Origin of the sequence: Kribbella antiqua, from assembly GCF_004345665.1 — a bacterium.
GTDB lineage: Bacteria > Actinomycetota > Actinomycetes > Propionibacteriales > Kribbellaceae > Kribbella > Kribbella antiqua.
In genome coordinates this window covers 185,132-197,744 of record NZ_SLWR01000009.1, presented here as the reverse complement: position 1 = coordinate 197,744, position 12,613 = coordinate 185,132, and the positions used below count along the sequence as shown (strand labels likewise).

Here is a 12,613-nt window from a genome sequence, read left to right as displayed (position 1 = left end):
CCCTATCGTAGGGCGCTCCCTCGCAGCCCCACCCAGCCGTCTCACCCTCAGCCGGCGACCCAGTAGGTGCGGGTATTCGTGAACTCGCGAAGCCCGGCAGCGGCCAGCTCCCGGCCGTAGCCACTCCGCTTCGTCCCGCCGAAAGGCAGCCGCGGGTCGGAGGCGACAACAGCGTTGATGAAGGCGGCCCCCGAGGTGACCCGCCGCGCCAGCTCGACGCCTCGAGAAGCATCGCGAGTCCAGACGCTCACCCCCAGCCCGTACGGCGTGGCGCCGGCCAGTTCGGCCGCGTGCGCAGGACCGTTAGCCACAGCCACTGCGGCGACCGGCCCGAACGTCTCCTCGTCGAACACCGGCATCCCCGGAGCGGTCCCGGTCAGAACCGTCGGCTCGAAGAAGTACCCAGGTCCCGCGATGCTCCCGCCGCCAATCGCCAAGACCGCACCGGCCGCAAGTGATGAATCCACCTGCCGCTGAAGGGCGACCCGCAGGTCGTCGCGGGCCAGCGGCCCGACCGCGACCGCACGATCGGTGGGATCCCCCACCACCAAGCCCTTGACGCCGGTAACGAACCGATCGATGAACTCGTCGGCCACCTCGGCCTCGACGATGAACCGCTTCGCACACACGCAACTCTGACCGGAGTTCGTGAAGCGCGCCCGGACCGCCGCCGCGGCAGCCGCCTCGACGTCTGCGTCCGCGAGTACGACGAACGCGTCCGAACCACCCAGCTCGAGTACGGACTTCTTCGACGCCCGCCCGGCGGCCGCTCCGACCGCGGCGCCCGCGCGATTGCTGCCGGTCAACGTGACGGCCGCGATCCGGTCATCCGCGATCAGCCGCTCGATGGTCGCCGGCACGTCCGGCTCCTCCACGACCACCGTGCGAACCAAGTGCTCAGGGAATCCAGCGCGCCTGAACAACTGCTCGATCGCCAGCGCGGACCCGGTCACGTTCGGCGAGTGCTTCAGCAGCACTCCGTTGCCAGCGGCAAGCGTCGGTACGGCGAACCGCAACACCTGCCAGACCGGGAAGTTCCACGGCATCACCGCGAGCACCAACCCGATCGGCTCGTACGACACCCACGCCTTCGCACCATCGACCATGACCTGCTCGTCGGCGAGGATCGCCGCGCCGTTCGCGGCGTAGTACTCGGCGGTGACGGCGGACTTCTCGATCTCGCCCTCGGCCTCGCGGATCGGCTTGCCCATCTCGGCCGTGATCAGAGCGGCAAGCCCATCGGCAGAAGCCCGGAGCTCAGAAGCCAGCCGGGTCAACGCCTCCAGTCGCTCGCCAACCGGCACAGATCCCCATTCGGCAGCAGCTTGCGCAGCTTGTGCGACGACCTGCTCGAGCTGCTGCAAAGTCATCGCGTCGTACGTCGCCGGCGTGGTTCCGTCGGTGGGATTGACCGTGGTGATCATCGGGCGCTCAATCCGCCACGGTCGTTCTCTGACAGGTGCTCGACGGTCTCGCCCGTCTCGGTCATGGTCCGGGTGACGTCGCGACCGCCGTACACCCAGTAGATCCGCATCGGCGTGGTGCCGCGGTTGAGGAACCGGTGCGGCACGCCGGCCGGAACCCAGGTCGCGTCGCCCGCGACCAGATCGAACCGCTCGCCGTCGATCTCCGCGACGGCGTCGCCTTCGAGGATCAGGACCGATTCCTCCACGTTGTGACTGTGCAGGGGAAGGCCGGTGCCCGGGGCGAAGACGGTCTGCCCGGTGGTGATGCGGTTGGTCTCGGAGTTCCAGCGGCCGACGTACGGCAGGGTGACAACGCCGTTGCCGCGGTCGAACGGCACGATCTCGCCGGGACGGATCAGCAGGTTCATCATTTGCCCTCAAAGTGGAAGAGACGGCTGGCCAGGGTGTTGATCTGGCTGCCGGGTACGACGTGCTCGGCCACGGCTTCACGCCAGACCTTGAAGTGCGGGGCCGATCGATGCGCCTCGACAGCGGCCTCGTCGGTGTACAGCTCGTACAGGGTGAAGTGGTGGTCGTCAGCCTCGTCCTGGCTGACGTCGAAGTACCGGCAGCCCGGCTCGTCGTGGTACGAGCGTTCGGCGTTGGTCCGGATCGCCTCGACGAAGTCGCCGAGATGTCCAGGGATCACCTGGAGCGAGACGGTGAGGCTGATCATGCGACGAGTTCCTCCGTGGGTGGCAGGTCGACCTGGGTCTCGGCGCCGAGCGTGACCAGGCCGGACCAGGTGGTGGCGGTCAGGGTGATACCGGTGACGGCGTGATCGGCGAGGTTCTGGTCCTCCAGCTCGCCCGGGACGAGGATCCGGTCCGCCCAGGCGGCGGTCTCGGCCGATCGGGTCGCGTCGACCAGGGCTTCGACACGTTGGGCGTACGACGCTGGGTCGCCCATCGCGGCGACGTCGATGGTGAGCAGCAAATGCCCGGCCCCGCTGGGCGCGTCCGGCTGATAAGGCCCGGCGACGTCGGCACCGAAGGCGCTGCCGGTCAGCACGCCGGCGAGGACGTCGAACATGAACGAGATCACGTAGCCCTTCGGCCCAGCCATGGGCAGGATCAGGCCCTCGATCGCCTGGCGCGGGTCGGTGGTCGGGTTGCCGGCGGCGTCGGCGGCCCAGCCCTCGGGGATCGCGGTCCCGCGCTCCGCCGCGAGATAAACCTTGCCGCGGGCGACGGCTGTGTTGGCCAGGTCCATCACCACTGTCCCGTGCCGGCCGGCCGGAGCCGCGATGGACCAGGGATTCGTGCCGATGCTCTTGCGCCGGCCGCCCCACGGTGCCATCGCGGGACTGGCGTTCGTGCACAGGAAGGCGACGCACCCCTGATCGGCCGCCTTGCGGGTGAAGTACGCCGCGGTGCCGAAATGACCCGAATTCCGGACGCCGATCGCGCTCACGCCGTACTCGCGAGCGCGGTCGACGCCCAGCGAGATCGCCTGGCCGGTGATCACCTGACCGATGCCGTTGCCGCCGTCGAGCACCAGCAGCGCACCGGTGTCGCGGACGCGCTCGATCCGGGTGACCCGTTCCATTGCGCCGCTACGGAGGCGGGCGACGTACCACGGCAGCCGGAGCATGCCGTGGGACGCATGCCCCCAGAGCTCGGCGGTCACCAAGGTGTCGGCCAGGAGGTGTGCATCGGGCTCGGGCACGCCCTCCGCGCGCAGCACGGCCTCAGCGAAGGACAGCAGCGCCTCCGGGCGGATCCGCTGGGCAGATGCCATCCGCTGCTCCAATCTGACGGTTTGCAGGGATGACACCAATGAAGCATACTTGTATACAAGTGTGCAAAGGGAGAGGCCAGATGACGGACAAACTGCGGCGCGCCTCCGGCGGACAGGTCGTGTACGCCGAGCTGAAGCGGCAGATCCTGTCGCTCGAGCTGCCACCGGGCCGGCGGCTGTTCGAGCCGGAGCTTTCCCAGCAACTGCAGGTGAGCCGCACTCCACTGCGCGAGGCCCTCCGGCTGTTGCTGGCCGAGGACCTGGTGGATCAGCTGCCGACCGGCGGGATGGTCGTGCGGTCCCTGTCGGCCGAGGAGATCGACGAGCTCTACACGGTCCGGGCGGCGCTGGAGGGGCTGCTGACCGCGGAGGCGGCCGAGCGGATGACCGATCCGGCAGCGGAGACGCTCACCCGGCTGGTGGCGCGGAACGAGCGGCTGGTCGAGTTCGCCGAGGACGCCATGACCGCCGGGCACGACTTCCATCTCGCGATCGCCGAGATCGCCGCGCACGGGTGGGCGGCCAGGCTGCACCAGCAGGTCGACGGTCAGATGGCGCGGTACCGGGCCTTCACGAACCAGTCGCAGCTGCGCAGGTCCGCCGCGTTGGAGGAGCACCGCGGCATCCTCGACGCGTTGATCGGCCGCGACGCCGCCCGGGCTCGTGAACTCGCCGAGGCCCACGCCCTGACGGCTCGCGATACAGCCCTCGCAGCGATCGGCGAACGGCTCCCCTAGCGCCGGACGAGCCGGTATCGACGCTCGGGCCGGCCGGCGACGCCGTACCGGGGACGCATCTCGGCGCGGCCGATGGTGACCAGGTGTTCGAGGTAGCGGCGGGTGCTGCTGCGGGAGAGTCCAGTCACCTCCGCGCAGTCGCTGGCGGACATCCCGTCGTCCGGAGCATCGCCGAGTGCCTGGACCACGAGATCGGTCGTTTCCGGACTGATCCCCTTGGGCGCGGCCACCGCACCCCGGCTCCCCTGCGCACGGAACACGCGGTCGACCTCCGCCTGGTCGACGTCGGTCAGGCGCTGGAGCTCGGCCCGGTGCTCGGCGTACTCCTTCAGCCTGCTGCGGAGCGACTCGATCTCGAAGGGCTTGACCAAGTACTGGAACACGCCGCCGCGCAACGCCGTACGGAGGCTGTCCAGATCACGCGCGGCACTGATGACGATGACGTCGACCGGATAGTCGGCCGCCGACTCGCGGAACCGCCGCAGTACCTCCAGACCGCTCATGTCCGGCAGATGGATGTCGAGCAGGACCAGGTCCGGCCGCAAGGAGCGTACGGCGGCCAACGCCTCGGCACCGTTGCGGGCGGCACCGACCACTTCGAACCCAGGCTGCCGGGAGACCACGCTCGAGTGCAGCCGCGCCACCATGAAGTCGTCGTCGACGACCAGGACGTGAATCATGTCCGCACCACCGGAGCGAGCATCGGCAAAGTCGCCACGAACACGGCCCCCGCATCGTTGTGCACAGTGACATCGCCCCCGCGCTTGCGGCAGATCACCCGGACCAGCGCAAGCCCGATCCCGTGATCGCCGGACTCGCTGTTCTTCGTACTGAAGCCATGCGCGAAGACCCGATGCTGCATCGCACTGTCGACGCCGGGCCCGGAGTCCCGGACCTGAATCCGGACCGCACCCGCGCGCTCGAGCACCTCGACGGCGACGAACGGATCCGGCGCTCCCGCGGCCGCGTCGAGCGCGTTGTCGACCAGGTTGCCGAGGACGGTCGAGACATCGGTCGCGAGCCGCTCGTCCAACCGCGGGAGCAGGCTGCCCGGCTCGATCTCGAAGGTGACGCCACGCTCGACAGCCTGCGACGACTTCGCGATCAGCAGGGCGGCGACGGCCGGGTCAGCCACCCGGGCCGTGACGCCGGCAGTCAGCTCGGTCTGGTCAGCGGTCACCTGCCGGATGTAGCGCAGCACCTCGTCGTACTCGCCCAGGTCGACGAGCCCGCTGACGATGTGCATCCGGTTGCTGAACTCATGTGCCTGTGCACGCAATGTGTCGGTCGTGTTGCGGGTCAGATCGAGCTCACGTTGCAGCTCCAGCAGTTCGGTCCGGTCGCGGAAGGTCGCGACCCAGCCGATCTGCCGGCCGTGGCTGCGGACCGGCATCCGGCTCAGCGTGAGGACGCGGCCGTGCAGCGGCAGGATCTGGTCGGTGGCCGGATCCGGCCCGTCGAAGATCTCCAGCAGCCGGCCGGTGTCGTCCACCTCGCGCAGCGCCCGTCCGGCCGACGCCAGCGGAATCCCCAGCAGATGCGCCGCTTCGTCGTTCACCATGGTGATCCGCCGCTGGAGATCGACCGCCAGGACGCCTTCCTTGATGCCGTGCAGCAGAGCTTCCCGCTGCTCCACCAGCCCGGTGATCTCCCGCGGCTCCAAGCCGAGGGTCTGCCGTTTCACCGTTCTTGCCAACAGCAACGACCCCAGTACGCCGAGTAGGCTCGCGATGCCGAGGTACGTGAGCAGGTTGGGCAGGGCCTCCTGGAAGTTGGCCAGCACCGAGGGGTACTGCCGGCCGACTGCCACGACGCCATCCGTCGCTCCGGTGTTCTCGTTGAGGATCGGTGCCATCGCGAGGGCAGCGCCCGTCGCCTCGTCCTGCCCCACCCAGGAGCGGCCGAGGAACGCGTCCGTCGCCTGCACCCGCAGGACCGAGTTCTTCGGCAACGGATCGGAGGAGACGATGATTCGCCGGTCCCGCAACGCCACCACGATGTACGTCGAACCGGACAAAGTGCGGCCGGCCTCCACCTGGGACTGCGCCTGGCCGACCAAGGCGGTGCCGTTCGAGGCGGCCGCGCCCCGTACGCCGGACGTGACGGCCAGCCGCTCGGCGACCTCGCGGGCCCGCTTGCCCTCGGTTTCGTGGAAGCGTGCATTGGACTGCGCCAATGAGACGGCGGCGACGCCGACCAGTACGACGAACACGATCAGCAACTGCATGGCCAGCATCCGGCCGGCCAGCGTCCAGCGACGCCGGCCCAGCAACGCCGGCCACCTCGGTTTCACGGCTCGATTGTGCTCGGACGGGCCGGATCGCGCCATCTTTGGCGTGAGCACAATGAACACAACGGAGTTTGCGTGCGTAACGGTGACACCGCCACCGCGCGCGCGGCACGCTGACGGCGACTGGACCCCTGCAGACCAAGGAGACCGCCGTGAAAGCACGGACGTGGTTCACCAGCATCACCGCCGTCATGGCGCTCGCCGTCGCGGCCACCGGCTGCGGCGTCAGTGCCGACGACAACACCTCCGGCGGAACCGACAGCGGCCCGGTGAAGGGCCTGCGCATCCTTGTCCCGAACTCCCCGGGCAGCGGCTACGACACCACGGCTCGGGCCGCCGCGAAGGCGATGCAGGACGCCAAGCTGACCGACACGGTCGAGGTGTTCAACACCGCGGGCGCCGGCGGCACCGTCGGCCTGCAGCGACTGGTGAACGAGAAGGGCAAGGAAGACATCCTGATGCAGATGGGACTCGGCGTCGTCGGGGCCGTCTACACCAACAAGTCGAAGGCGACCCTGCAGGACACCGTCCCGATCGCCAAGCTGATCGAGGAGGCCGAGGCGATCGTCGTACCGAAGGGCTCGCCGTACACCAGCCTGGACCAGTTGGTGGCCGCGTGGAAGGCCGATCCCGGCAAGGTGCCGGTCGGTGGCGCCTCGAACAAGGGCGGCCCGGACCACCTGACCCCGATGCTGCTGGCGAAGGCGGTCGGCGTCGAGCCGAAGAGCGTCAACTACGTGCCGTACGACGGCGGCGGCGAACTGCTCACCGCGGTGCTGGGCAAGAAGATCGCCTTCGCGGCGACCGGGATCGGCGAGGTCGCCGAGCAGGCCAAGAGCGGTGACGTGAAGATCCTCGCGGTGACCACCGACAAGCCGGTCGAGGGCGTCGACGCACCGACGCTGAAGAGCCTCGGCGTCGACCTGGTCTTCACCAACTGGCGTGGCATCGTCGCGCCGCCGGAGCTGTCCGACGAGAAGAAGAAGCAGTTCGTCGAGCTGCTGACGAAGATGCACGACTCACCGCAGTGGAAGCAGACGCTGGCCGATCAGGGCTGGGCCGACGCGTTCCAGACCGGTGACGAGTTCAAGTCGTTCCTCGACAGCGAGAACGACAGGGTCGCCGGCGTGCTGCGAGAACTGGGTCTCGTGGCCTGATGAGCACCCCGTCCACAAGCGTGAAGCAGGGCCGCTCCGAGCTCGGAGTGGCCCTCCTGCTCCTCGTCCTCGGCGGCTGGGCCGTGGTCGACGCGCTGCGGCTCACCGAGCAGCAGAGCCCGGGGCCGATCGACGCGAAGACGATCCCGCTGGTCGTCGGCGGGCTGCTGATCCTGACCGCGGTCCTGCTGGCGATCGACGTACTGCGCGGTGGCAGGGGCGAACAGGAGGCCGGCGAAGATGTCGATCTCGGTCACGGCAGCGACTGGAAGACCCTTGGTCTGCTGGCCGCGGCGTTCCTGGCCAACATCCTGCTGATCGACCGGCTCGGCTGGCCGATCTCCGGGGCGGTGTTGTTCTTCGGCACCGCCTTCGCCCTGGGCAGCCGGCATCTGATCCGCAACGCGATCATCTCGATCGTGTTGTCGGTCGGCAGCTGGTACCTGTTCAACCTCGCCCTGGGCATCGCCCTGCCGGTCGGCATCCTCAAGGGGATCCTCTGATGAACGCGTTCACCGAGCTGCTGAACGGCTTCGCCACCGCGGCCCACCCGACCAACCTGCTGTACGCCTTCCTCGGCGTCCTGCTCGGTACGGCGATCGGCGTACTGCCCGGGATCGGTCCGGCGATGACGATCGCGCTGCTGCTGCCGCTGACGTACTCGCTCGAGCCGACCCAGGCCTTCATCATGTTCGCCGGCATCTACTACGGCGGCATGTACGGCGGTTCGACCACCTCGATCCTGCTGAACACACCAGGGGAAAGCGCCTCGGTGGTCACCGCGATCGAAGGCAACAAGATGGCCCGGAGAGGCCGAGCCGCCGCGGCGCTGGCCACGGCGGCGATCGGATCGTTCGTGGCCGGCACGATCGGCACGCTCGGCCTGGCGCTGCTGGCACCCGCCGTGGTCAAGCTGGCCATCAAGATGGGCGCACCGGACTACTTCGCGGTGATGGTGCTGGCGTTCATCGCGGTCACCACCGTGCTCGGCTCGTCGAAGGTCCGCGGCCTGGCCGCGCTCGCGATCGGGCTGCTGATCGGCCTGATCGGGATCGACCCGACCTCCGGCCAGCAGCGGCTCACCCTCGGCATCCCGGAACTTGCCGACGGCATCGATGTCGTCGTGGTCGCGGTCGGCCTGTTCGCCGTCGGCGAGGCACTGTGGATCGCTGCCCACCTGCGGCGTACCCCGGCCGAGATCATCCCGGTCGGCGCCGCGCGGATGAATCGCGAGGACTGGCGACGGTCCTGGAAACCCTGGCTGCGCGGGACCGTGATCGGTTTCCCCTTCGGCGCGATTCCGGCCGGCGGCGCCGAGATCCCGACGTTCCTGTCGTATGTCACCGAGAAGAAGCTGACCAAGCACCCCGAGGAGTTCGGCAAGGGTGCGATCGAGGGCGTCGCCGGTCCCGAGGCGACGAACAACGCGTCGGCCGCGGGCGGTCTGGTTCCCCTGCTCACGTTGGGGATCCCGACCACCGCGACCGCCGCGGTGATGCTCGGCGCCTTCCAGGGGTACGGCATCCAGCCCGGGCCGCGGTTGCTGCAGACGCAGCCCGAGCTGGTCTGGGGCCTGGTGGCCAGCCTGTTCATCGGCAACGCGATCCTGCTCGCGCTGAACCTGCCGCTGGCGCCGATGTGGGCCAAGCTGCTGCGGATCCCCCGGCCGTACCTGTACGCCGGCATCCTGTTCTTCGCCAGCATCGGCGCGTACGCCGCGAACCTGTCCACCTTCGACCTGTGGCTGCTGCTCGTCCTGGGCGGCCTCGGCTTCGCGATGCGCAGGTACGGCCTGCCGGTGGTGCCGGCGATCATCGGCATCATCCTCGGCCCGACCGCCGAGGAGCAGATGCGGCGTGCCCTGCAGATCAGCGACGGCGAGGTCAGCGGGCTCTACAACACCTGGTTCTCCAAGGCCGTGTACGTCGTCATCCTGCTGGTGCTGGTGGTTCCGCCACTGGTCGGCTGGATCCGCAACCGCCGGAGGCCGAAGGACAACGACGTACTCCAGCATGCTGAGAAGACAGGAGACTGATCGTGGCGATCATCGTCGGCTACGTACCGACCGCCGAGGGCGCCGCGGCGCTGGAGGGCGCGATCGAGGAGGCCAAGCTCCGCAAGCAGCGGCTCGTGGTGGTGAACTCCAGCCGCGGCGAGTCACTGGTCGACAAGCGGTTCGCGTCCGGCTCGGAGTGGGAGTCGGTCGAGCACCGCCTGGCCGATTCCGGTGTCGAGCATGAGTTGACCCAGCTCGTCGACAGCAAGGACGCCGGCGACCAGATCCTCAAACTGGCGCACGAACTCAACGCCGAGCTGATCGTCATCGGTCTCCGCCGCCGTACCCCGGTCGGCAAGCTCCTCCTGGGCAGCCAGGCCCAAACCATCCTGCTCCAAGCCGACTGCCCGGTCCTGGCCGTGAAGCCCTAAAGCAGGACCAGGTCGTCGCGGTGGACGACCTCACGCTCGTACGCCGCTCCGAGCTCCCTGGCCAGATCGCGGGTCGATCGGCCCAGCAGGTCAGGGAGTTCGGTGGCGTCGTAGTTCACCAGGCCCCGTGCGACGACGACACCCTCGGGTGACACCAGGTCGACGGGATCGCCGGCCGAGAAGGTTCCCTCGACCTTCGAGATACCGGCCGGGAGGAGCGACGTACGGCGCTCTGTCACCGCCCGTACGGCGCCATCGTCGAGCCAGAGCCGGCCTTGGCCCGAGGTCGCGTGGGCGAGCCAGAGCAAGCGGGTCTTGCGGCGGCGGCCGGTGGGGTGGAAGAGAGTGCCGACGGGTTGACCGCGAAGAGCTTCGCCGACGCGCGCGGCCGAGGTGAGGACGACCGGAATCCCTGCCTCGGTGGCGATTGCGGCCGCCTCGACCTTCGTCTGCATGCCGCCGGTGCCGACGCCGGACGAGCCGGTCCGTCCGATCCGCAGCGGTTCCAGGTCCGCCGGACCCCGGACGTCGGCGACCATCGACGTACCGGGCTTGCGCGGATCCCCGTCGTACAGGCCATCGACATCCGACAGCAGGAGCAGCAGATCGGCGTGCACGAGGTGGCTGGTCAGCGCGGCCAGGCGATCGTTGTCGCCGAAGCGGATCTCGGTGGTGGCGACCGTGTCGTTCTCGTTGACGATCGGTACGACGCCCAGCTCGAGCAGCCGCGCGAACGTCCGGTAGGCGTTGCGGTAGTGGCTTCGGCGGGTCACGTCGTCGACGGTCAGGAGCACCTGGCCGACGCGCAGGCCGTGCGCGGCGAAGGCATCGCTGTAGCGGGCCATGAGCAGACCCTGCCCGACCGACGCGGCCGCCTGCTGCGTCGCCAGATCACGCGGTCGCGAACGGAGACCCATCGGAGCCAGGCCGGCCGCGATCGCACCGGACGAGACGAGCACGACCTCGGTCCCTTCCACCCGCCGGGCCGCGATGGCGTCGACGAGCAGCCGGAGCCGGTCATGGTCGATCTTGCCGCGGTGGGTCAGCGACGACGAGCCGATCTTCACCACGATTCGCGTGGCCTTCACGGCCTCCGCGCGAAGCTTCATCAGACGTCCTGATCTGTGGCTTCCAACTCCGACGCTTCGAGCTCGCGCGCGTCCTTGCGCGCCAGCTTCTCCGCCTTCTCCGCCGCTCTCCTCGCCTCGGCCGGGGACAGATCCACCTCGTCCTCGATCCAGCCCTGCTTGTACTCGGAGCGATCCGTCTTGTGGGCGTGGTACTCGGTGTCCTTCAGCTTGCGGCGCTGAGCAGCCGGCCGGGCCTCCTCCAGCCGGTGGTCCTCGCCGCGCCGGGCCAGGATCTCGGCGCCGGCCTGGACCTCGGGCGCGAAGTCGAACACGATCGCGTTCGGCCCGTCGCCGATGACGACCGCGTCGCCCTCCATCGCGCCCAGCTCGAGCAGTTCCTTCTCCACGCCGAGCCGGTTCAGCCGGTCGGCCAGGTAGCCGGTCGCCTCCGCGTTCGCGAAGTCGGTCTGCTTGACCCAGCGCTCGGGCTTCTCGCCCTGCACCAGCCAGCCGCCGTCGTCCGGCAGCTTCTTCACCTTGAACTCCGGCCCGCCCTGCACCTGCGGCCGGATCACGATCCGCGTGGTGTCGGGCTTCTCCGCCTCCGCCCGACGCCGTACGACGATCTCCGCCATCGCGAACTTCAAGGCTTCCAGCCCTTCGTGCGAAGCGGTGGAGATCGGGAATACCCGCAGCCCGCGCTGTTCCAGCTCGGCCTGCACCATCTGCGCGATCTCCCGGGCGTCCGGTACGTCGATCTTGTTCAGGGCAACCAATCGCGGCCGGTCCTCCAGCCCGCCGTGGGCCTGCAGCTCGGCCTCGATCGTGTCGAGGTCGCTGAGCGGGTCGCGACCCGGCTCGTACGTCGCACAGTCGATGACGTGGACGAGCGCCGCACACCGCTCGACGTGCCGCAGGAAGTCGTGGCCGAGCCCACGTCCCTCGCTCGCGCCCTCGATCAGGCCGGGTACGTCGGCCACGGTGAACGTCGTGTCACCGGCGACGACGACGCCAAGGTTCGGGATCAGGGTGGTGAAGGGGTAGTCCGCGATCTTCGGCCGGGCGCGGCTGATCGATGCGACCAGCGACGACTTGCCGGCGCTCGGGAATCCGACCAGGCCGATGTCGGCGACCACCTTGAGCTCGAGGACTAGAGTCCGCTCGTCACCGTCCTCACCGAGCAGCGCGAACCCGGGCGCCTTCCGCGAGTTGCTGGCCAGCGCGGCGTTCCCGAGCCCGCCCTTGCCGCCTTGCGCTGCGACGAACTCGGCTCCGGTTCCGACGAGATCCGCGAGTACGACGCCATCCGTCGTACTGACGACGGTGCCGTCCGGGACGGGCAGGACGACGTCCGCGCCGTTGCTGCCGGCCTGGTGGTCACCCTTGCCCTGGGCACCGTTCGTGGCGGTGCGGTGGCTGGAGCGGTGGTAGTCGACGAGGGTGGTGGTGTCGGGGTCGACGCGGAGGATCACGCTGCCGCCGTCGCCGCCGTTACCACCGTCCGGGCCGCCGAGCGGCTTGAACTTCTCCCGGTGCACCGAAGCGCACCCGTTTCCGCCGCGGCCCGCGGCAACATGCACCGTGACCCGATCGACAAAGCTGGGAATCGCCATCGGTGTTCTCTACTTCCTGCAGGAGTTGCTGTCCGGCACAGAAAGCCTGTGCCTCTTACATAGCTGAAGGGCGGGCCCGCGGTATTCCGCGACCCGCCCTTCGACAGAGCTTG

The 12,613-nt window shown here is 69.1% G+C and carries 13 protein-coding genes; 5 read left to right on the top strand and 8 right to left on the bottom strand.

Going from position 1 to position 12,613, the window contains the following annotated elements; all coding sequences use genetic code 11:
• Nucleotides 1-47 precede the first annotated feature (47 nt).
• From EV646_RS25390 to EV646_RS25375, 4 genes are read right to left on the bottom strand one after another with little or no spacing between them, the layout of a single operon-like run.
• Nucleotides 48-1,424, bottom strand: a complete 1,377-nt coding sequence (locus EV646_RS25390; RefSeq protein WP_132152728.1) for an aldehyde dehydrogenase family protein — start codon at nucleotides 1,422-1,424, stop codon at nucleotides 48-50.
• The gene (locus EV646_RS25385) at nucleotides 1,421-1,837 is read right to left on the bottom strand and encodes a cupin domain-containing protein (protein ID WP_241996317.1); all 417 of its coding nucleotides are present in this window, start codon (nucleotides 1,835-1,837) and stop codon (nucleotides 1,421-1,423) included. Before EV646_RS25385 ends, EV646_RS25390 begins: the two co-directional genes overlap by 4 nt.
• Nucleotides 1,834-2,142: a putative quinol monooxygenase gene (locus EV646_RS25380; RefSeq protein WP_132152726.1), complete on the bottom strand. Its 309-nt coding sequence runs from the start codon at nucleotides 2,140-2,142 to the stop codon at nucleotides 1,834-1,836. The genes EV646_RS25385 and EV646_RS25380 overlap by 4 nt, the downstream gene beginning before the upstream one ends.
• Nucleotides 2,139-3,206 (bottom strand): Ldh family oxidoreductase, encoded by a 1,068-nt coding sequence (locus tag EV646_RS25375; protein ID WP_132152724.1) that lies wholly within the window; start codon nucleotides 3,204-3,206, stop codon nucleotides 2,139-2,141. Before EV646_RS25375 ends, EV646_RS25380 begins: the two co-directional genes overlap by 4 nt.
• A gap of 80 nt (nucleotides 3,207-3,286) precedes the next feature.
• On the opposite strand from EV646_RS25375, the gene EV646_RS25370 reads away from it, so the two are divergent.
• Entirely contained in the window at nucleotides 3,287-3,943 is a 657-nt protein-coding gene (locus tag EV646_RS25370) for a GntR family transcriptional regulator (RefSeq protein WP_132152722.1), read from the top strand.
• On the opposite strand, the gene EV646_RS25365 is transcribed toward EV646_RS25370, so the two are convergent.
• Nucleotides 3,940-4,623, bottom strand: coding sequence for a response regulator (locus EV646_RS25365; RefSeq protein WP_199237184.1), 684 nt, complete (start codon nucleotides 4,621-4,623; stop codon nucleotides 3,940-3,942). The genes EV646_RS25370 and EV646_RS25365 overlap by 4 nt on opposite strands.
• Nucleotides 4,620-6,236: a sensor histidine kinase gene (locus EV646_RS25360; protein WP_199237183.1), complete on the bottom strand. Its 1,617-nt coding sequence runs from the start codon at nucleotides 6,234-6,236 to the stop codon at nucleotides 4,620-4,622. The genes EV646_RS25365 and EV646_RS25360 overlap by 4 nt, the downstream gene beginning before the upstream one ends.
• Nucleotides 6,237-6,385: 149 nt before the next feature.
• Between EV646_RS25360 and EV646_RS25355 the strand changes: the two genes are divergently transcribed.
• Genes EV646_RS25355 through EV646_RS25340 form a run of 4 tightly spaced genes read left to right on the top strand, consistent with a single transcriptional unit; the run spans nucleotide 6,386 to nucleotide 9,817 of the window.
• The gene (locus tag EV646_RS25355; RefSeq protein WP_241996316.1) at nucleotides 6,386-7,390 is read left to right on the top strand and encodes a Bug family tripartite tricarboxylate transporter substrate binding protein; all 1,005 of its coding nucleotides are present in this window, start codon (nucleotides 6,386-6,388) and stop codon (nucleotides 7,388-7,390) included.
• Nucleotides 7,390-7,893, top strand: coding sequence for a tripartite tricarboxylate transporter TctB family protein (locus EV646_RS25350; RefSeq protein ID WP_132152720.1), 504 nt, complete (start codon nucleotides 7,390-7,392; stop codon nucleotides 7,891-7,893). The genes EV646_RS25355 and EV646_RS25350 overlap by 1 nt, the downstream gene beginning before the upstream one ends.
• Nucleotides 7,893-9,425: a tripartite tricarboxylate transporter permease gene (locus tag EV646_RS25345; RefSeq protein WP_132152719.1), complete on the top strand. Its 1,533-nt coding sequence runs from the start codon at nucleotides 7,893-7,895 to the stop codon at nucleotides 9,423-9,425. The genes EV646_RS25350 and EV646_RS25345 overlap by 1 nt, the downstream gene beginning before the upstream one ends.
• Nucleotides 9,426-9,427: 2 nt before the next feature.
• Nucleotides 9,428-9,817: a universal stress protein gene (locus tag EV646_RS25340; protein ID WP_132152717.1), complete on the top strand. Its 390-nt coding sequence runs from the start codon at nucleotides 9,428-9,430 to the stop codon at nucleotides 9,815-9,817.
• Here the strand turns inward: EV646_RS25340 and proB are convergent.
• Together proB and obgE are read right to left on the bottom strand one after the other, a co-directional pair.
• Nucleotides 9,814-10,926 (bottom strand): glutamate 5-kinase, encoded by a 1,113-nt coding sequence (gene proB / locus EV646_RS25335; RefSeq protein WP_132152715.1) that lies wholly within the window; start codon nucleotides 10,924-10,926, stop codon nucleotides 9,814-9,816. The genes EV646_RS25340 and proB overlap by 4 nt on opposite strands.
• Nucleotides 10,926-12,500 carry a GTPase ObgE gene (obgE, locus tag EV646_RS25330; RefSeq protein WP_199237182.1) on the bottom strand — a complete coding sequence of 525 codons (1,575 nt, stop codon included), beginning with the start codon at nucleotides 12,498-12,500 and terminating at the stop codon, nucleotides 10,926-10,928. Before obgE ends, proB begins: the two co-directional genes overlap by 1 nt.
• Nucleotides 12,501-12,613: the final 113 nt, after the last annotated feature.